The organism is Eilatimonas milleporae, from assembly GCF_003688555.1.
GTDB classification, from domain to species: Bacteria; Pseudomonadota; Alphaproteobacteria; order Sphingomonadales; family Kordiimonadaceae; genus Eilatimonas; species Eilatimonas milleporae.
Genome location: NZ_REFR01000010.1, coordinates 724,376 through 743,670, shown reverse-complemented (window position 1 = coordinate 743,670; position 19,295 = coordinate 724,376). Strand labels below are relative to the sequence as shown.

Genomic DNA, 19,295 nt, shown 5'->3' with positions numbered 1-19,295 from the left:
GCTGATCTGGTCAATTAGCAGCGATCCGACTGCTTCCAATACTTCTCGAAAAATCTATCAACGTTGGGGTTGGGCTTGGCTGCCTGTGTTTCGAGTGTAGGCTTGGATGCCTTTTTCTTTACCGAGCTTGCCGCATTAGGTTGGTGATCGTCGGCATGCTGTGAAGCCGTTTCCGTTCGCAGTCGATAATCTCTTCGCAGCCTTGCAAAACTGTCCTTATAGAGATTGGGGTGACCGTCCCAATATACCGAACGGCCTTCTTTCAGAGCCCGCCGGACTGCATGGATAATGTTTTCTTGGTCCTTGGCAGCACGGTCTTGCCGTTCTTCGTCTGACGGCGTGAATTTCTCAGCTCCTGGTCCTTTGACCGTCGCCCCTTTATCATTAAAGATTACAGAAAACTCTTGGTCGTTCGCTTCGATGGAAACGGCTTTCGGTATGCCAGCGTCTACCAATGTTTGCGCTGAAAACCCTGCTGCATCAATTTCCTCGATCAGCTTGGCATGCTCATCAAACCGTGCCTTGATCCGGCACATCAGCCTTCGGATACGCTCGGCTGCCGCCTCTGTATTCCTGAATGATATCTTGTGAAATCGCGGGAGGTCCGGATCTGCGCCGTGGCGGCCTTTCTTGAGGAAAAAGTAGATGTATTCCAATCCGGCTTGGTTAAGACTACCCGCCAGTTTTTCAAGGTCCGCATTGGTTCTGCCACCGGTTTCAAACTCCAGTCCCATCCGAAACTTATAACCGGGGAGTTCACACAAAAGATCGACATTTGAGCGCCCTATTTGAGCTTCCAGTGTGACTGCCCAACTTTCCTCGACGAGGATGGTTTCAAGCCTTGTCATCAAGGCATGCCGTTCTTCACTGCCTTTGCGATTGGCTTGGTCACAGGTGTCCAAGCCGCCTTTGGTATGTGCGAAATGGCGGGCACGTTGATCACCCGATCTTGGGACTGCCAAGCCGCCACAACAAGGGAGTCTCAAGAGGGTAACACCATTACGCTTGCTGGCTTCATAAGCCTCAACAAATCCACGCCATTCATCGTCTGTGGCGCGATGAGCCAAGACACTCTGCTTGCCAGTTTCTTCCACGATGATCGCACGGAGTGACATGATCTAATAATTATAATTCAGTTCTGGACATGGTTATAGTACACGCTTCATCCTTCTTGACATTGGCTCCCTAACGGAAGGCAAGTTTTGGCCCGCAACCTTTGTTCTTGCCAAAGTACGCGGGCAATCTGGTGAGACGAACCGATCCGACCACACTGACTGGTTGTTTTGTATAAGATCAACCATATTATATATCCATGAGACTTGTGACCAAAACACGTCAGACAGTACGGAGATCATTGTCTGACACTCAACGCACGGCCATCCTGGCCTTTGAAAACGAAAAAGCCACACCCCAGCAGACGGCCATGACTAAGGGAATCATGCGCGACGTGCATGACGGCGGACTCTGGCTGCAATGTGATTGCCGAAAGGAGGGTATGAGGCGGCCCCTCGTGACCGTGGTGAAAAATCCCGGGAACTTCCTCTCCTGGAAAATCTGGACCAAGGGTAATCGCTTGGCGCATGCGCAAACCTGTGCCTTCCATCGCCGTCATGTCCGGCAACAGCTTGCCAAAGAAGCGTGGTCAAAGGCCCGTAAGACACGTCCTGAAGGGTTCTTCGCCGTTCTCAAATCACAGTCAAAAGGGGCGAAGCCACACCGTGATAGCGGCGGCAGCCGTGTCACCGGTGAAAGAACAAGACTGCCCGCCTTGGCGCGGCAGTTGGCTGTGCTAATCGAGGCCGCCAAGCTGAACGTCTGGTGGCCGGATGGTGAAACTGAAAGCCGTTATGACCAGTTTCACCGTCTTGAAGAAGCGGCAGAAGGCTATGAGGTGGCGCAGGCAGTGTCATTGGCGCCGCTTCTGTTTACAAAGGTCAGTGCGTGGGAAAAGTTTGCGGTCCACGCAAAGGTGCGCGCGGCCACCGCAGGTTTTCCCAAGGGCCACCGCCCGCAAGGCTTTATCTGTTTTTGTACCAGCAATGTGGACAGTGATGGCACGTATCTCCGACATGGCCGGGATGCGACTGAGGATAAAGAGGCTGTGCCGCCGCTTAGGGCCGATTGTGCGGGCACGGTAACGTGGCCGTCCATCGGGCGCAATGCGGTGCCAGGGCCGTATCTTTTTTTCGGTGTCGTGGGCCTGTCACAGAAAAAGCGCGGGTACGAACTGCTGAAAGCCTATGCACAGCCTGTTGTTGGTTGGGATCGTCTTGTACCTGTGGACAGCCATTACGAAAGGCGGGCCTTCGGATCGCTGAAGATCACGGTGGGCCGTCTGATGCGCCAATATCCTCAATTCACATGGTTGCTGCATAAACCGGTTTTCGAGACAATAACCAAGCTCGGTCCATGCCTGCCTGACTTTGAAATCATCGGTTACCAAGGTGGAAAAGCCAACCACCGTTTTATTGTGGAGGTCATGGATTTTGACCGTCCATCATACCTTGCCGGCAAAGAAATCACTCATCCGCGCATGGAACTCCTTGGACCGTTGTTCACGATGGACGGGCAAAAATTCGATGATGATCTGTCCGGTGAAGGCAAGCGTGTGAGCGAAGCGATTCTCTCGCACTTGCGGCAGGCCGTGTAAAATACTACCAGGTTTTTATCAGTTTCAGCCGATTATGGCACCACAATCGATCAATATTACCCATCTGAAATTAATCACATTTTATACAAAGCAAAACACGGTGCAGTCGGTGCAAGAAGCGTCAAGCGCGTATCACGCCCATTCGCCAGCGCCGTCAGCATCATTTCGTGGGGGCTTGCTTAGATAGTAATGACCGTTTGGCCAAATCATTGGGTTGTTGGGTCAATGATCTGGCATGCCATCTTAGACGACGGGCTATGAGTGTTGATGATGATTGAAGGCACTTTGGTAAGAGCAAACTCACGGTTTCATAAAGTTCACAGGCGATGGTTGTAAGAATCAGCGCCATAGTTTTTCTAAGGTAGTAAGCTGTGTATTCGGTCAATCGGTGTTTTTATTACATATTACCAGTATAATTATAGTTTAGTCTCTGATTTAATGATTATGATTTATATCGATTACGGCATAGTGATGAATATAGTATCGGCCATCTTTTTTATTGAAGTTGACGGTTTAATATTTTCATTATTTTGAGCTGGATTTATAAGCCCAAAAATTAAAAATAAAAATCAAATTTTTAAAGTAAAAATATATTAATCACTAAAATTAGATATTCGGGTCGATAGTCATGCAAATGCATTGAGTTAAAAAAATCCAAACGTAAAACATTTAATAAAATCAACATATTATACTTGGTTATGTGGCTCTCTTGTATGGGTGAAAGAAAAACATCCTTGACGGGAAATGCCGTTTGATAAAGGGTTTTAACCATAAGGACAACACGTTCAGAAAAGATAATCTCAGGCGTTTTTTGTGAAACAGGAGTTGGTGATAAGTCACGCTTAAAACGCTTACAGTAAAATCCGAATAATCCAATCTATTAAATAAAGAACAAGTAGAGTTCGCTACTGACCATGTTCATGCATGAGAATGGTGGTGAAGGCGGGGAAGCCTTGTTCAAAAACGTCTTTCCCGTGTGGTGAGTGGCCCAGGCTGAGGCAACAGCCCGGACCACCGATGTCAAACCGAGTCTAAAAGGAGATTTGACCGATGAAGAATAGCAGAAGGACTACCAGAAGGGAACTGAGCGCTGCGGAGATGTCTCAGGTTTCCGGGGGGCGCAATGACCGCAATGAAATCACGCAATGGTATCGGGCACGTGGATTTGATGGTCCGGATTGGGCCGGCGTAGACCGGTTGAACCGGTCTCACAACAGTATGGTGAACGATATTCGTGATGGCGTTAGCGCCGGCGCTGCCGGTGGGGCGGCAACTGATGCTACCAACGGCAGAGCACCAAGCGTGCGCGGAGGTGTCGCAGGTGCTCTCGTCGGGTTTACAGCGGCTGTGGCAAATCAATGGTCGTCTTATTGGGGCGGTGGTGTTGATCGGAGCCAGCGCGATGGCACCGTTACCGTGGAAGAGATCAGCAATTGATCCTGACTAAATGCCCTTAGCGGGGGAATGGCGGGCTATTGAAGCCCGCCATTTTGTCGGAGAAACAAGATGAATTTATCCATTAAAACATGTTTGAGAATATTGATTACCTATTTGGTTATATATTCTTTGATATATTTGGGTTTGGTATATTTTCTGAATACAGGATTAAGTTATTATGCCATCATTCTGATGGTAATTCTGCATTCTACTTTGGATATAATATCAAAAAATAGAAAAATTACTAAGGCTGATGAAAATTAGCTGTGTCATCAACGTTTTAATTTATCGAATTGATCAAGAAAACACTGAAGCTCAAAGATTTTAGAGCCTAGCAGAAAGGCCCGTCATGCCATCCGGTTCCTTCGACGATACCATGGCTCTGTCGGTGGACGCCATTAACCTTGATAGCCGTTCCTCTTTGCCTTGGCTCGGCTTCAAGCCCCTTTGCCTGTGGCTGGGTGTGGAGCTGGCATTGGGGCTGGTTTTGGGCTTCAGTCTCGGATTTCTGGGCGCGGATTTTCAAGCCACCGGCCCTTGGAATCCGACCGCCGTCCTGACGATTGGGCAAGGCATGGCGGCCATCCTAGCTGTCGGCATATGGATCAGGAATGACATGCACCGGCATGGCCCTGAAAGGGCATCCTTAATTGGCTGGCAGCCTGCTTCTGGTACACTTCTGAACACGCTTGGGCTGGTCGCGGTGACTTATGTCATCTTGCGTGTGGTGCAGGCGCCGTATTTCATCTGGTTAACTCAGTACTCGGGCATGCCTTTTCCCGGCAATGCGCCATTTATAGAGGGGCTCTGGCTGCCGCACGCGGTTTGGACTTGCGCGGTCTTTCTGGTGATCGCTCCCGTCATGGAGGAAGTGGTGTTGCGCGGCTATCTGCAAAGTGGCTTGCAACAACGCATGTCGCCGATACTGGCCGTTATCGTTACCGCTGCCCTGTTTGCAAGTGCCCATCTGAGTGTAGCTAATTGGCTGCCGTTGTTTTTCCTGGGGCTGGCGCTAGGAGCGGTGCGCGAAAAAACCGGGTCTGTCTGGCCATGCATCGGGCTACATGGGCTGAACAATGCTGTCTATCTGATACTCGAAGGCGGGTCGCTCTTTAGCGGCTGATCCGGAGGATCGTATGACCGCCGCGCCGTTTGCCATGCCGGGTCTTGGGTCCAAGGTTCCTGTCATCCATCAAGCGGAGGCCGCTGAGTGTGGTCTTGCCTGTCTGGCCATGATCGCGGCCTACCACGGATACCGGGTGGATCTGTCGGTGTTGCGCAGGCGATTCCCTGTTTCTCTCAAAGGGGCCAGCCTGACGGCGTTGACCGACATGGCGTCGGAGCTTTCTCTTGTCGCGCGGGCTGTGCGGATCGAGCTTGAGGACCTGCCCACACTTCAGGGGCCTGCCATCCTGCATTGGGACATGAGCCATTTTCTCGTTCTGGTGAAAGCGACAAAGACCCATGCTGTTCTTCATGACCCGGCACGCGGGCGTGTGAAACTGCCGCTTGAGACGGTCTCCAGGCATTTCACGGGGGTTGCGCTTGAGCTGCGTCCGGCTCCAGATTTCAAGAAAAGGGAAGAGGTACAGCCGGTTCATCTGAACGATTTCTGGTCCCGGATCAGGGGACTGAAGGGCAGCATGGTACAGGCTTTTATCCTGTCGGCCTTTCTTCAGGTGTTCGCATTGGTGACGCCGCTGTACCAGCAAATGGTCGTTGACGATGCCATCACCAAGCAGGACAGCGACTTTCTGTTGGTGCTGGCATTGGGGTTCGGCCTCATGGGACTGATGAACCTGGCGGTTACGCATCTACGCGCCCATGCGATGCTGTATTTTTCCAATGCGCTGGGATTTCAGATGACGGTCAATCTGTTCCGGCACCTGCTGCGCCTGCCACTGGAGTTTTTCGAGAAGCGGCATGTGGGGGACATCACCTCCCGTTTCGGCTCTCTCGCACCGGTGAAGGAACTGTTCACAAACGGCATCGTCTCGGTGGTGCTGGACGGCCTCATGGCCGTGGGCACATTGATCATGGCGTTTCTCTACAGTGTGGAACTGACGTTGATGGTGTTGGGGTTTCTGGCCTTCGGATTCCTGGTGGATTGGCTGACCTTTCCCATCGTCAAACGCAAGAATGAGGATATCCTCAACCTGTCCGCCAAGGAGGACAGCACCTTTCTTGAGACGATCCGCGCGGCGCGTGCCATCAAGATATTCGGACAGGAAACGGCGCGGGAAAGCCAGTGGCAGAACCGCAAGGCCGAAACCCTGAACGCGCAATTGTCTCTGGCGCGCTTCAACATCAATCTGGGGTCCGCAACCGGTATTGTCGGCCTGGGGCAGAGCATTCTGGTGCTGTATATGGGGGCGCATCAGGTGATCGGTGGGGCAATGACCCTGGGTATGTTGTTCGCGTACCAGTCCTATTCCGGGCAGTTTTCCAGCCGGATCAATGCCGTCATCGATGAAGTGATCAAATTGCGGATGCTGAAGCTGCATCTCAGCCGCCTTGCGGACATTGTTCATACAGCCCCCGAGATAACGCCGGATGATCCCGCACCGGCGATGATCCGGCGCCGAAGACTACGCGGCGATATTGAACTGAACAATGTGTCCTACCGTTATGGTGAGCATGAACCTTGGACCTTAAAGAATGTAGCTTTGCATATTACTGCTGGTGAGATGGTCGCCCTTGTCGGACCATCCGGTGCAGGCAAAACGACATTGCTGAAAATTCTCTTGGGGTTGCTAAGCCCGCAGGAAGGGGAAGTACGTATCGACGGCGTACAGTTGAAAACTTTGGGGCCGCAGGCGTACCGCGCCAATCTCGGGGTGGTAATGCAGGATGATCAACTTCTGTCCGGGTCGGTTGCGGACAATATCAGCTTTTTCGATCCCCTTATCGATATGGAGCGGTTAGAAACCTGTGCCCGGCTGGCGGCTCTGGACCGGGATATTGCCGCCATGCCGATGGGCTATAACAGCCTTGTCGGAGATATGGGGACAACGCTGTCCGGCGGTCAGCGTCAACGGCTGCTGCTGGCCCGTGCTCTGTATCGGAAACCGCGCCTGCTTTTTCTGGATGAGGGAACGGCAAACCTGGACGGGCATACGGAACGGCATGTCGCCAAGGTGGTCCGGAATTTACCGATTACCCGTGTCGTGATTGCACACCGCCCAGCCTTGATCACGGCAGCTGACCGGATTCTGGCGTTGACACCGGAAGGACTGCATGAGGTGCCGGTTTCCATGCCGATGCTTGAGGCCGCCGAATGACGTTGCCGCTTTTTCGCCAGGAAGCTTTGGAACATCAAAGGACCCGGCTGTGGGGCGAGGTGATCCTGATGCAGCCGTTAAGCTACCACATCGTCACGGGGCTGCTGTTTATTGTAATCTTGGCGGCGGGCCTGTTTTTGGCCAGCCAATCCTATGCCCGCAAGGAAACGGTGTCCGGCTATCTGGTGCCCGAAGGGGGCCTTTCGCAGATCATGAGCCAGCGCGGCGGTATCGTGGAGGCCATCTATGCCAGTCCCGGTGACCGGCTGGACAAGGGGGCGCCGATCGCCCGCATCCGGCTGGAAAACATGTTGCCGTCCGGTGTGAGTGCGCAAGCTGAACTGCTGGACTCGGTAGAGCGTGAGCTTGATGACGTTACACGCCGGATAGAAACCCTGCCGGATCGTCAAAAGCGCGAAAAGGCCGCATTGGAGGAAAAAAGGCGGAGCCAAAGCGCCGCACTGACCGCCCTTTGGGAAGAAAAGGGTTTGCTGGAGGAACGTCTTTCGCTGGCGCGGACCACGCTTGAAACGGCTGAGGATCTTGCTGAAAAAGGACATATGCCGGCCCGTCTCGCGCGCGAGCGGCGGGAGACGATGCTGAGCCTGAGACAGTCGCTGGTCTCGCTTGAGCGTGAAACCCTGTCGGCGCAAGCGGCCCTGAAGCAGACGGACAGTGACCTTGGCCTGATCGGATATCGTTTTGACGATGAGCGGGCCCGCCTGGCTGAGCGGCTGGAAGGGTTGCGGCAGCGGAAATCCACACTGGCGCAAAACAGCGGCTATGTGTTGACCAGTGCGGTTGACGGCACGGTAAGCGGGGTTTTTATCTCGGTCGGGGCGGTCATAAAGCCGGGGGTGCCCGCTGCGGCGGTCAGACCGGCGGGGTCGCGCCTGCAAGCGCGCCTGCTGGTGCCCAGCCGTGCCGCCGGCCTGATCGCAACCGGGCAAAAGGCCCGCATCCAGTATGATGCGTTTCCCTACCAGCGGTTTGGTGTGTTTACCGGTGAGGTCACGGAGATTTCCGCCAGCATATTGACCCCCGCCGAATTGCAGACACCGGTCGCGATGCAGGAAAGCTTCTATGTGGCGAATGTGGCACTTGATAGCCAAACGGTACCGGCAGGGGGGCAACACGTGCTGTTGAAAGCCGGTATGATCCTGAAAGCGGATGTGACACTGGAAAAGCGCTCGCTTGTCGAATGGCTGCTCGATCCGATACTGGCTTTGAAGGGGCGTGTATAGGCGCCTTTCATTTACTGGCTTTATGGAGGATGGGGTGCGGACGGACAGAAGTTCAGCTATAGAAGGCAAAGAAACCAGTCTGGACTGAGATGATCGACATTGATGACATACCAAACGCCATTATCGAGTAGGCTTCGATGATGGAGAGTATCCTGATTGAGGCGGCTACGGGCGGCTCAAATGCTGGCCATATTTATGAACACTTACGCCGTGAGTTTATGGCCGATCCTATCATATCTAATCTTCTTCCGCCATTCGTGCGCACCCATCACAGCCTCAATGCTTTTTGGCCCTATATCAAGCAGGAGGCGGACACCTATGAGCAACGGCGGCAAATTATCAACGATGCTTTCACGCCCCTGATGGATCATCTGGAGGGGCGGAACACTGCACCGGTTGACAAGATTGCTTCCGATACATTGGAAACGTTCGATGTGGACAGTGTTCATGCCGTTTGGCAGAAGGCTCTTTCCCGGCGCAATACTGATCCAGAAGGTGCGATCACGGCCGCACGGACCCTGCTTGAGACAGTCACCAAGCGCATTCTGGATGAGATGAGCCTGACTTACAGCGAAAGAGAAGATTTACCCAAGCTGTATGCGAGTGTCGCGAAAGCGTTGAGCCTCGCGCCAAATCAGCACACAGAAAGGCCGATCAAGGAGATCCTCGGAAGTGCCGCGAACCTTGTCAACGGCATTGGGACTTTACGCAATCGGCTGTCTGACTCGCATGGACGCGGCGGCAAGTCGCCCGTAAGACCCTCGCCGCGCCATGCCAGCCTTGCTGTCAACACGGCCGGCGCGATTGCCACCTTTCTTGTCGAGACATTTCAGGAGCAGCAGGAACGGGCTTAGTCCCAACTGATGGCGCGCAGGCGCTCGGTCACGTCGATGACGCCAGGAACGTCCCATACCTCGTCGCACAGCATGAATCTGTGGCTGTTTGTGTGCTTGACATAAGTCGAGCGATCCCGGACGAGAGGCACGGGTATCAATGCCGCCTGCGTGATGCAGAATCTGTCGTCGAACAGAACGGCGGCGAGGATGTCAAACCCATCGAAGTCGCGGATAGCGGACAATTGCCGTGATGTGTTACGGCGATGAATACGCCGTCCCTTGATCTGATACCGTGTTCCGTCGCTGCCCGTTGCATCAAAGGCCTTGGCGGAATTGCCTTCTTGCGTCCATCCGAAAGTTTTACAGAATATGTATTCGGCAAGGTCGCCGGTTGGGTTGTTTGACGAGCGCACGACGCCACGTGTCCGCAATTCCTCCATCACGTCGGCATGAAGGGCCAGCAGGTCGGGTATCGACTTGGTGTGCAGGGTGTTTGTCATTTGCTTATGTGTACCGTGGAAATATCCGCCATCTACAAAAACAGGCAAAGGTGCACAAGGTCGACCACCCCCTTTGGTGCCGGAGATTGGGCTCTATTCCGGATGTGATCGGGAGGACGCGCCTCTCATGCCGAACGTCCATGAATGCGATGGTCCGGGCCATGACGACATGTTTGCATGACAGGGCTATTCCATGTCCGGCGTCTCTTTTGATCCTCCGGGATGGACAATACATGCCGTTGTCTGGTTCCGCAGGCATGTCCCATACGGCTTTTGACGGAGCGGCAATAAAAAAACCGCCGGAACCATCCTGTCCCCGCGGGTGCACCTGTCCATGATCGCTGTCTATACATCAAAAATGCGGTCAATCCGGTCGCGGGTCAAGAAATATTTTTCGCCCCGCAGGGGCACCGGGACGATATCAGGCATAATCTGTTGCCCCGTGAATGTCCGCTCAACCAGGGCTTTTTCATAGTCTTGTCCGTGAACGCATTGTTTTTTCAGGGAAGGGGTCGGCCTTGCCATCATGTCGCTCTGTCGCGGGTGGCGCGGTTCGCGCGCTTTACGACGCTCTCCCATCCCTGAGACGTTCGCGGACATAAGCCAGCCAGCGGTCATCGTCGGCGGGCACAGCCTCATAGGCCTTGACATGCGGCGGGCCGACGAACAGCAGATACCGTGTGCCGGCAAGAAACTGCGGTTGCAGGGAACACCCGGTGCCGAACCGGACCCGGCCGGTGCGGGCATCGCTCCAGAAGCGGTCGTCTTCATGCGCATCAAAATCCATATCGATCCGTTTGCGGTAGTCGCCGCTTTCATCCCAGGGTTTTCGTCCCGCGGCAATTCTGGCAACGGCCCCTTTGGGGGCAGGGGCGGCGCCGGCCTGCAAAATGCTGCCGACATCCGACGGACCTTTCAGCATTTCCACAACCGTCAGGCGGTAATGGGGCAATTGCGCCGTTGTCCTGTCCAGTCCCTGAGGGGTCTTTTCCCGGTGGTCCTCCTTTTCGCGGGCCCGCCGTTTATAGGCGTCAAAATCGGGCTTGGCGCCGGTCCAGGCATCCAGCGTGACCAGAGCGATCCGGCTGGAGCGTGCGATCAGGGTATCCACATCGGCAATGGCGCTTGCCGGCGGCTCGGGGCAGGGGGACGGCGTATCCGCTTTTGACGGCAGGGAAAGCGCCATCATCACAGCCATTCCCACAGCAAAAGTCCGAGCGAAAAAGTGCATGGTCGGCTCCTTGGCAATATTGGCTTATAGCACAATTTTCTGATGTGTAGAGAAAACCTTTACCATCTATAATTTATATCATAAGTTTATTTTTACATCTATTTATTGTTTTTAGTGGGCTGATTTACACCTATAGCAAGAAGAGGGTTCCATGAAAAAACTGCTGCTATCGGGGAGCGGACTTGCGCTTGCCGTTTTCTGGCCCGGCCTGCTGACGGCCGAGACAGAGTCGGATATTCAAATCACAGGATACCGCATCCAGTCGGATGATTGTCCAAGAAGTGCCTGTGGCATGTTGAACTTCACGTCTGAGGCCGAGCTGGCCGATTTTCTGGCGCAGGAACGCGCGCGCCGTGCCGCATTGCAGGATGGCGCCGGCGGTTCCGGTGGCGATGGCCGTGGCAGCAGTGACGATGATGACGATGACGACGACGATGATGATGACGACGACGACGATGACGGTGGCAAGGATGCGCCCCAGGTCGTCTTTCTTGATTTCGATGCCGGCGGGGCGCCGACCTTTCCGGTATTGAATTCGGATGGAACGATTTTCGGTATTTTTACCGACCATCTGTATACACCGGCCGAGCGGGATACCATCCAGGCGCGTATCGAGGCGGATTATGCCGAATTCAATTACGAGTTCACGCAGCAACAGCCCACAAGCGGCGCGTTCACCACATTGCGCTTCGGGGATAATGATGCCGGCAACATCACCGTTTTTCCGACCGGCGGTATAAGCATTCTGTTCGGGCGGGCGGATAATATCGATTTCCGCAACCAGAACCGGGCTGACGGTGCCTTTGCCGACGCCAGCCTGTGGGAATTTCTGGCCCAGTTGGACCCATCGGGGGGACTGTTCTCAAATCTCTCCGGCATTCCGGCGGATGCGACAAACCTGTTCGACAAGGTGTCCGAGGCCGTCGTCAACCAGTCTTCCAATACCGGCGCCCATGAAATCGGCCATATTCAGGGATTGCGGCACCATGATTCCTTCGGTGCGCCGGGCGCGGGCCTGCCGTCAACCGGGGTGCCGGCACCGGGGGATTTCATTCCCGTTTTCGAGGGGCCCCAGGATGCCACCGAAACGGTTCTGCATACCATGGCATCCGGTGCGAGTGTCGGCCTGACCCTGACAGGCAGCACCATCACCGACCGTTTCTTCTCCGAGCGGTCGGCGATCAAGGTGTCCGTGGCGGAACGCGGGCGGCTATTCCGCGAAGATCAGGTCACGGGCGGCGGTGAAGGGGATGACGACGACGATGATGACGATGACGACAGCCGCAGGGTCAAACTGAAAAGACTGCGAGTTCCGAACACCATCATCGAAGGCGTCAATGCCGACAAAAGGCTGAAAGTCTCCGCCAGTGTCATTCTGGCCGATATCGCCCAGACCGGGGAGGTCGACAGCTACCGCATCAAAGGGAAACCGGGCGAGTTCATGAATATCGAAATGGTGTCCTTTTCCGATGATCGTTTCGTGAACCCGGTGATCGGTGCCATGACCCTTTTCTTTGAAGAGGCCGATGGCTCCCTGACGGAAATCGCCTCCAACATCCAGACGTTCGAGCCATTCGATCCGCTTATCTTCGATGCGCATCTGCCGTCCAGAGGGGACTATATCCTCCAGGTGGAGGCACCCAATTTCGTTTTCCTCGATACGAATGGCGACGGCATACTCGACCCGTTCCCATTGGATGAAACGGGGAACGGTGACCTGCGTTTCGGTGACTATGAGCTTTTGTTCTACATGTGTAACAAAAAGCTCGGCAAAGGCCGTGGCCGGGATGACGACGATGATGATGACAATGATGACGATGACTAGAAGCGGTTTCGACCGAATTCCTTAAATCGCATCGAACATTCGGCACCCTGCGGGCTTTTCCCGCGGGGTGCCTGCATTCGGGGTCGCATCCGGAGCGGTGTCAGTGCTTTTCAGACGGCGGCATATGGGCCCAGGCATCCTCAACCGCCCGGTCCAGCCGTTTCAGGATACGGGTACGTGTCTTTTCGTCCGGTGCGTCTTCCAGCATGTCGCGCAACGTGATTGAAAGCCGTGTCAGGTGATTGTGCCAGTCCGGCCGGCCGACGACGTCGGGCGCCAGACGGCGCGGGGCTTTCTTCAGTTCCGGCCGGACGGCTTCCCCCAGCAGCTGGAAGCTGTCGTCCAGCCGTGGCAGCACAATGCGGTCTTCGGGAAAACCGCCCTCCGCAATGGCCGTTTTCAGGGCGTTCAGGCCGTTTTCTTCACCGTGGACGAGAAACAGTCCCCGTTTGATCGGTTGCCGGCCCTGAATCCAGCGCACCAGACTGTCACCGTCGGCATGGCCTGAATAGAAGTCGATCGACCGGATGTCCGCTTTGACGCGGATATCTTCCCCCTGAATGCGGACCGTTCGTGCGCCGTCCTGCAGAAAGCGGCCCAAAGTGCCGGGCGCCTGATATCCGGTGAGCAGAATGGTCGCATTGTCCCGCCACAGATGATTTTTCAGATGGTGCCGGATACGTCCGGCGTCACACATGCCACTGGCGGCGATGATGATCACGCCGCTTGTGTAGCGTTCTATGGCACGGCTCTGGGCCACGCTTTCCGTGAAGTGAAAGCTGGGATGACGGAAGGCCGAGGCTGTCATGCCGACATCTTCGAAGCCGTCGGCATGATCGTCGAAAATGCCGGTTGCCCGGATCGCCAGGGGAGAGTCCAGAAAAACCGGGACCTGTGGAATGCCCCGCTCCGACAGGAGAATGGCGAGATCCGCCAGCAGTTCCTGTGTTCTTTCAATGGCGAACGCGGGAATGACCAGCACACCGTTCCTGCCGAGGGCACGGCGGACGATATCCCCCAGACGGTTTCGGCGTTCACCGGCGGACAGATCGGCCCGTCCGCGCCCGCCATATGTCGCCTCGCAGATAACATAATCCCAGTTTTCCGGCGCTTTCGGGTCGGGATGAAACAGCTTGTGTTCGGGGCCGATATCCCCTGAAAACAGCAGGCGCAACTGTCTGTCCGGGGGACGCTCCGTCGCCATTTCCAACTCGATCGAGGCCGATCCCAGGATATGTCCGGCATTCCAGAACCGCACACGGACACCGGCGGCCGGTTCCAGCCAGGTCTCGTATGGGACGGGACGGAAACAGTTGATCGCGGCGTCCCCCTGTTCACGGGTGTAGATCGTCGCGACCTCCGGCAGGCCGCGCCGGGCGCGGCGACGGTTCAGAAAGGTGACCTCCATTTCCTGAATGTGCCCGCTGTCCGGCAACATGTAACTCAAGAGGTCGCGTGTGCCCCGGGTGGCATAGACCGGGCCGTCAAAGCCCATGCGGATCAGGCGCGGGATCAGGCCGGCGTGGTCGGTGTGCGCATGCGTCAGCAGGACGAAATCCAGTGCCGCCGGATCGAAGGGGAAGGCACCATAGTTCAGGGCTTTCAAGGATTTCGGGCCCTGAAACATGCCGCAGTCCACCAGAAACTGGGTTTTTGCCGTCCGGATCCAGAAACAGGACCCTGTCACTGTCTGGGCGGCACCGCAAAATGTCAGTTCAATCGTCATGTCATTGCTTCCGGAGGGATGCGTTTACCGGTCCCTATCGTCTTCGCCGCCGGTCTGATCGTTTGCACCCGTTTTGCACAGAACGTCGGCCAGGACCGGAATGATGGAGGCGGCATTGCTGCTGTGCGGGACCGTATCGCAGGATCGCAGCCGGTCGATGCCGGCGTCGCGCAGGCGCGCCATATCGCTGTCAGAGCACAGGGCGTGAACAACCACCGCCTCCACACCAGACGCGCCGGCACTGCGCAGCAGGGTCGCGGTACGGGCCAGGGTCCCCCCGGTCGAGACCATATCGTCGACGAGAATGACACGGCGCCCCCTGATGACGGCGTTTTGCGGCAATGTGATCTGTACGCTGAGGTCACCGTGTCTGGTTTTGTCCGCTGTCAGGCAGTCCAGCCCAAGGGGGCCGGCAACGGCCTCGACCCAGGGGCGGGCTTCGGAGTCCGGTCCGACCAGCAGCGTGCTGTCCGCGACGGTCTCACGGCGCAGCAGGTCGATCAGTGCCGGAGCCCCCGCGACAGCGGTCGCATGGATGCCGGGAAACACCGCGCCCAGACTGGCGGTGCGGTGCAAATGCGGCTCCACCGCGATGATGTGATCGAAGCTCTCCGCCAGTATCTTGCCGATTACCCGCTGGCTGACAGCTTCGCCCTCGCGAAAGGCCGTATCCTGGCGCATATAGCACAGATAGGGCGCGATCAGCGTTATATGCCGCGATCCCTGATCCCGTAACGCCGCCGCCGCGAAGAGCAGGGCGGCCAGTTTGTCATCCGGTCGGTGCAGCGGCGCGAAGAGAACCGCGGCTGCTGCCGGAGGATACGCCCTGACCCGGATTTCGCCGTCCGGGAAACGGTGATGTTCCAGCGGGATGAAGGGCAAATCCACGGCGCCCGCAAGGACGGCGCCCTTTTCCGCCGCATACGGCGGGGCATAGATAGCCTTTGTCAGCATGGCGGGGCCCCCGCGCCGACGTCCAGACGATAGCCGTTGTCCTCATCCGCCAGCCCGTGGGCAAAGGAAAAATCGGATTTGACACAGGCATGAATACGATAAAGCGGTTCGCCTTTTTCGACCCGGTCGCCGTTTTTCCGCAACAGGTCGATCCCGGCGCCCTTATCCATCGGCGCGCCGGCCAGACGGGCAATCCGGCCCAGCCTGTAGCAATCGATGCCGCTGATCGTGCCGGATACGGGGGCGAGGATATCGCGGGTCAGGGTGCCGAGAGGCGGCGGCGTGCGGCGGCCCTGGGCATCGATGATGGCCTCCATCGTGGCCAGTGCCCGCCCGCTGTCGAGAAGATCGCGGGCCCGGTCATATCCCGTGCCGCCGCGCAGGGCCGGGTCGAAATCAAGCAGCCTGCCGGCAAGCTGCAACGACTTCTCCCGCAGGTCGGTCGGTGCATCCTCATGGCCGTTCAGGACGGCCATCACGTCCCGGGCTTCCAGAACCGGGCCGATCCCGCGCCCGACGGGTTCCCGGGCATCGGTGACGACAATACGCAGATCGATCCCGATACGATCACCGACATATTCAAACAGCTTGCGCACACGCATGGCTTCCCCGGCATCGCGGACTTTTGCCGTCGGCCCGACGGGAATGTCGATCAGCAGATGCGTGGAGCCGGCCGCCAGCTTCTTCGACAGGATGGAAGCCACCATCTGTTCCCGCGTGTCGATCCTGAGCGGGCGTTCAACGGAAATCAGAATGTCGTCAGCCGGTGACAGATTGACATGGCCGCCCCAGACCAGACAGCCTTTGTGTGTCCGCACCACCTCGGTCATCTCCGCGATGGACAGATCGACACGGGCGAGCACTTCCATCGTATCCGCCGTTCCGGCCGGCGATGTGATCGCCCGCGATGAGGTTTTCGGGATCATCAGACCGTGCGCGGCAACAATCGGCACCACCACCATGGAGGTCCGGTTGCCGGGAATGCCGCCAATGCAGTGCTTGTCCACGATGACATCGGATGACCAGTCCAGGCGGTTGCCGACCCGCGCCATCGACTGTGTCAGTGCCAGCATCTCCCGGGACGTCGTATAGCTGGCGGAGGCAATGAGAAAAGCGGCGATCTCCATTTCCGAGTATCGCAGGCCCGAGATATCGCGGATGACGACGTCGATTTCACCGTCGCTCAGGGTATGGCCGCGCATTTTCGCCCGCACCGCTTCCATGCTTTTGGGCGGCGCGGCCGGGGCTATGGTGACGCTCGTCCCTTCCCCTGCGCCAAGACGGTCAAAGGCGGGCCCCGACAGGCCAAGCTCGTCGTCGGCAACAATGCTGCCGTCATCCGATATGATCAGGGTCGCGAGCATGCTGTCGCCGGTATGATGGATTTCTATTTTTTTCAGCGCCTGAAAGTCCTCGGGCCGGTACGGGCGGCATGTCCTCGCGATAAAGGCGACATTTTGCCTGTGTGTATCGAGCCCGATGCGTTTCAGTTTCAGCATGGATGCTTCCCCTTAATTCCCTGTTCAGGGATGCCATGCCATTGAATTGCACTACCTTGATCCGGGTCAACATCGCGAATGCCCCGGTTCCGCCCGGATGTTTTAATATAACTTTGGGTTAAATAGAGCTTGACCTGATCACACGGGCATTTTAGCGACACTGTAGACTTGTAAGATGGCCGTCAGGCCTGATGTTCACGGCGTTGGGGATCTTGTACATGCAGCCCAATCACTGTTTGAAGTTGGCGCCGGATCAGAAAGAAAAACTCAGGTTTCTTTTTCTGGCCAAATGGGCGGAATCGGATGGCAGACCGGACCCGGTCGATGGCAGTCACGCAACCTACCATAGTGAACTCAGGGACACGCTGAAAGCCATCGGATTGACAGTGGAGGCATCGGGCCGGATCGAACGGATGTTTGAAAAACCGGACTGCGATTTCGTCGTCACCTTGTTCAACCGGGCCGGTTTTCAGAACAGCGAAATGCTGGTCCCGCTGCTGTCTATGTTCCACAGCGTTCCTTTTCTGGGGGCAAGCCCCATTCTGCGGGGCCTGGGCGACGACAAGCATCTGATGAAGCTGGTGGCGCGGTCACGGGGTATCGCCACGGCGGATTGGGAAATATACCGGCGCGATGCACTGGAAATCGCACCGCCGTCCTTTGACTGGACCAAGCTGGTCGTCAAACCCAATGCCAGTTCGGCGTCGTGGGGGATCGGGCTTTTTGCCACATGGGACGATGCCCGTGCCCATATGGAAGACCTGCACGCCCAGGGCCATGATGTGATTGTCGAGGCTTATGTGTCCGGGGTGGAGCTGGCCTTGCCGGTGATCGGTGCGCGGGGGCCGTGGATGCTGCCGGTGGTCCGTTTCGATGCCAACAATCCCGACGCCATTCGGTCATACAGGCAAAAGCGTCATCTGGAACCCAGCGACACGGTGATGCTGAATATCCTGAAAGACCCCGCGATGGAGAGTCGGCTGGCCGATGTGGCGAACGCCTTGATGCCCGAATTATGGCCGTTCGATTACGGGCGTCTGGAATTCAAGTATGACGCGGGGACCGACACGCTCAATTTCATCGAAATCAATCTGAGCTGTAACCTGTGGTCGACGAAGGCCACCAGTTTCTCGGCCCGCAGTCTGTCCATGACCCATGAAGACCTGATCGAGACGATTTTATGCCACAGTCTTCTAAGGCAGGGTGTGGTTGAACCCGAACATGTCATGGACGCTCACTGATGCCGCATCCGTCTTTTCACGCCGTTGTTCTGGCCGCGCAGAGAGCGGGCATCGTCAACCCGTTGGCCGTTGCCGCCGGGGTCAGCCACAAATGCCTGATTGAGCTGGAAGGCAAGCCCCTGATCGCCCATGTGCTGGATGCCCTGGCCGCGTCTCCTCATATCGGCCGGATCACGGTTTCCGTGGATGCCCCTGAGACGGTACGCGCCGTCGAGGCCGTACAGCAGTATGAAGAGTGCGGCCGGCTGACCGTCGTTCCCGCGGAAAAAACGCTGTTCGACAGCCTGGACGCGGTCCTGTCCGATCAGGCGCAAAAAGAAGATGATACCGAGACCCCTTATCCATGTCTGATCACCACTGCCGACAACGTCCTGTTGACCCCTGACATGATCGGCCATTTCTGCGGCGGCATGCTGGACAACGATGCGGACGCCGGTATTGCCATGACGGCAAAGGATGTGCTGCTGGCCGAATATCCGGATGGTCAGCGGCGCTTTCATCGTTTCGCTGACGGGGAATGGTCCAACTGCAATCTTTACGCGGTGATGAATACACAGGCCATGGCCGCCGCGCGGGCATTCAAGACCGGCGGGCAGTTCGCCAAGTCGCCGATGCGGGTTTTGCAGGCTTTCGGTTTTGTGAATGCGCTGGCTTATCGTTACGCCTGGTTTGAACGCGATCGGGCCTTTGACCGCATGTCCCGGCGGTTCGGGACGGTGGTCAAGCCTGTCGACATGCCTTTCGCCGAAGCCCCCATCGATGTTGACAATCAGCGTTCCAAACGGATTGCCGGCGAGATTTTGAATATACGCCGCCGTCAGGCGTCACCGACGGCGTCCATGTCGCCGTAAACGGGGTCTGACTGTGCTGG

Annotated in this window: 15 protein-coding genes; 9 read left to right on the top strand and 6 right to left on the bottom strand. The window is 56.5% G+C overall.

The genetic code is table 11. The features are described 5' to 3' along the window. Positions 1–14: 14 nt before the first annotated feature. Positions 15–1,115 carry a competence protein CoiA family protein gene (locus BXY39_RS08145; RefSeq protein ID WP_211332130.1) on the bottom strand — a complete coding sequence of 367 codons (1,101 nt, stop codon included), beginning with the start codon at positions 1,113–1,115 and terminating at the stop codon, positions 15–17. A gap of 239 nt (positions 1,116–1,354) precedes the next feature. On the opposite strand from BXY39_RS08145, the gene BXY39_RS08135 reads away from it, so the two are divergent. The 6 genes from BXY39_RS08135 to BXY39_RS08110 all read left to right on the top strand — a co-directional run bounded on the left by BXY39_RS08135 (position 1,355) and on the right by BXY39_RS08110 (position 9,466). Then, positions 1,355–2,650, top strand: a complete 1,296-nt coding sequence (locus tag BXY39_RS08135) for a hypothetical protein (protein ID WP_121938319.1) — start codon at positions 1,355–1,357, stop codon at positions 2,648–2,650. 1,050 nt (positions 2,651–3,700) lie between these two features. After that, positions 3,701–4,087 carry a hypothetical protein gene (locus tag BXY39_RS19150; RefSeq protein ID WP_147453512.1) on the top strand — a complete coding sequence of 129 codons (387 nt, stop codon included), beginning with the start codon at positions 3,701–3,703 and terminating at the stop codon, positions 4,085–4,087. 349 nt (positions 4,088–4,436) lie between these two features. Next, the gene (locus BXY39_RS08125; protein ID WP_121938317.1) at positions 4,437–5,210 is read left to right on the top strand and encodes a CPBP family intramembrane glutamic endopeptidase; all 774 of its coding nucleotides are present in this window, start codon (positions 4,437–4,439) and stop codon (positions 5,208–5,210) included. A gap of 13 nt (positions 5,211–5,223) precedes the next feature. Beyond that, on the top strand, positions 5,224–7,368 hold the full coding sequence (locus BXY39_RS08120; RefSeq protein WP_121938316.1) for a peptidase domain-containing ABC transporter: 2,145 nt from the start codon (positions 5,224–5,226) through the stop codon (positions 7,366–7,368). Continuing rightward, positions 7,365–8,612, top strand: coding sequence for a beta-barrel domain-containing protein (locus tag BXY39_RS08115; protein ID WP_121938315.1), 1,248 nt, complete (start codon positions 7,365–7,367; stop codon positions 8,610–8,612). The genes BXY39_RS08120 and BXY39_RS08115 overlap by 4 nt, the downstream gene beginning before the upstream one ends. Positions 8,613–8,749: 137 nt before the next feature. Then, positions 8,750–9,466, top strand: coding sequence for an abortive infection family protein (locus BXY39_RS08110; RefSeq protein WP_211332129.1), 717 nt, complete (start codon positions 8,750–8,752; stop codon positions 9,464–9,466). On the opposite strand, the gene BXY39_RS08105 is transcribed toward BXY39_RS08110, so the two are convergent. Both BXY39_RS08105 and BXY39_RS08095 read right to left on the bottom strand, forming a co-directional pair. Then, complete coding sequence (locus tag BXY39_RS08105; RefSeq protein WP_121938314.1) at positions 9,463–9,948, bottom strand: hypothetical protein; 486 nt, start codon at positions 9,946–9,948, stop codon at positions 9,463–9,465. The genes BXY39_RS08110 and BXY39_RS08105 overlap by 4 nt on opposite strands. Positions 9,949–10,510: 562 nt before the next feature. Further along, on the bottom strand, positions 10,511–11,137 hold the full coding sequence (locus BXY39_RS08095; protein WP_121938312.1) for a hypothetical protein: 627 nt from the start codon (positions 11,135–11,137) through the stop codon (positions 10,511–10,513). Positions 11,138–11,330: 193 nt separating this feature from the next. On the opposite strand from BXY39_RS08095, the gene BXY39_RS08090 reads away from it, so the two are divergent. Further along, the gene (locus BXY39_RS08090) at positions 11,331–13,004 is read left to right on the top strand and encodes a zinc metalloprotease (protein ID WP_121938311.1); all 1,674 of its coding nucleotides are present in this window, start codon (positions 11,331–11,333) and stop codon (positions 13,002–13,004) included. A gap of 100 nt (positions 13,005–13,104) precedes the next feature. Here the strand turns inward: BXY39_RS08090 and BXY39_RS08085 are convergent, their stop codons facing one another. Genes BXY39_RS08085 through BXY39_RS08075 form a run of 3 tightly spaced genes read right to left on the bottom strand, consistent with a single transcriptional unit; the run spans position 13,105 to position 17,183 of the window. After that, positions 13,105–14,730 carry an MBL fold metallo-hydrolase RNA specificity domain-containing protein gene (locus tag BXY39_RS08085; protein ID WP_121938310.1) on the bottom strand — a complete coding sequence of 542 codons (1,626 nt, stop codon included), beginning with the start codon at positions 14,728–14,730 and terminating at the stop codon, positions 13,105–13,107. A gap of 24 nt (positions 14,731–14,754) precedes the next feature. Next, complete coding sequence (locus BXY39_RS08080; RefSeq protein WP_121938309.1) at positions 14,755–15,684, bottom strand: ribose-phosphate diphosphokinase; 930 nt, start codon at positions 15,682–15,684, stop codon at positions 14,755–14,757. Beyond that, on the bottom strand, positions 15,678–17,183 hold the full coding sequence (locus BXY39_RS08075) for a thymidine phosphorylase family protein (RefSeq protein WP_121938308.1): 1,506 nt from the start codon (positions 17,181–17,183) through the stop codon (positions 15,678–15,680). Before BXY39_RS08075 ends, BXY39_RS08080 begins: the two co-directional genes overlap by 7 nt. A 218-nt stretch (positions 17,184–17,401) precedes the next feature. Here BXY39_RS08075 and BXY39_RS08070 point away from each other — a divergent pair, with 218 nt between their 5' ends. Beyond that, entirely contained in the window at positions 17,402–18,424 is a 1,023-nt protein-coding gene (locus BXY39_RS08070) for a D-alanine--D-alanine ligase family protein (protein WP_121938415.1), read from the top strand. Further along, a complete protein-coding gene (locus BXY39_RS08065) occupies positions 18,424–19,275 on the top strand; it encodes an NTP transferase domain-containing protein (RefSeq protein WP_121938307.1) in 852 nt (283 codons plus the stop codon). The genes BXY39_RS08070 and BXY39_RS08065 overlap by 1 nt, the downstream gene beginning before the upstream one ends. Positions 19,276–19,295 lie beyond the last annotated feature (20 nt).

Bases quoted from the DNA above. Each gene is read 5' to 3' on its own strand.
- BXY39_RS08105 (WP_121938314.1), bottom strand. From the start codon at position 9,948: ATGACAAACACCCTGCACACCAAGTCGATACCCGACCTGCTGGCCCTT.
- BXY39_RS08080 (WP_121938309.1), bottom strand. From the start codon at position 15,684: ATGCTGACAAAGGCTATCTATGCCCCGCCGTATGCGGCGGAAAAGGGC.
- BXY39_RS08065 (WP_121938307.1), top strand. From the start codon at position 18,424: ATGCCGCATCCGTCTTTTCACGCCGTTGTTCTGGCCGCGCAGAGAGCG.
- BXY39_RS08115 (WP_121938315.1), top strand. From the start codon at position 7,365: ATGACGTTGCCGCTTTTTCGCCAGGAAGCTTTGGAACATCAAAGGACC.
- BXY39_RS08145 (WP_211332130.1), bottom strand. From the start codon at position 1,115: ATGTCACTCCGTGCGATCATCGTGGAAGAAACTGGCAAGCAGAGTGTC.
- BXY39_RS08085 (WP_121938310.1), bottom strand. From the start codon at position 14,730: ATGACGATTGAACTGACATTTTGCGGTGCCGCCCAGACAGTGACAGGG.
- BXY39_RS08110 (WP_211332129.1), top strand. From the start codon at position 8,750: ATGATGGAGAGTATCCTGATTGAGGCGGCTACGGGCGGCTCAAATGCT.
- BXY39_RS08070 (WP_121938415.1), top strand. From the start codon at position 17,402: ATGCAGCCCAATCACTGTTTGAAGTTGGCGCCGGATCAGAAAGAAAAA.
- BXY39_RS19150 (WP_147453512.1), top strand. From the start codon at position 3,701: ATGAAGAATAGCAGAAGGACTACCAGAAGGGAACTGAGCGCTGCGGAG.
- BXY39_RS08095 (WP_121938312.1), bottom strand. From the start codon at position 11,137: ATGATGGCGCTTTCCCTGCCGTCAAAAGCGGATACGCCGTCCCCCTGC.
- BXY39_RS08090 (WP_121938311.1), top strand. From the start codon at position 11,331: ATGAAAAAACTGCTGCTATCGGGGAGCGGACTTGCGCTTGCCGTTTTC.
- BXY39_RS08075 (WP_121938308.1), bottom strand. From the start codon at position 17,183: ATGCTGAAACTGAAACGCATCGGGCTCGATACACACAGGCAAAATGTC.
- BXY39_RS08125 (WP_121938317.1), top strand. From the start codon at position 4,437: ATGCCATCCGGTTCCTTCGACGATACCATGGCTCTGTCGGTGGACGCC.
- BXY39_RS08120 (WP_121938316.1), top strand. From the start codon at position 5,224: ATGACCGCCGCGCCGTTTGCCATGCCGGGTCTTGGGTCCAAGGTTCCT.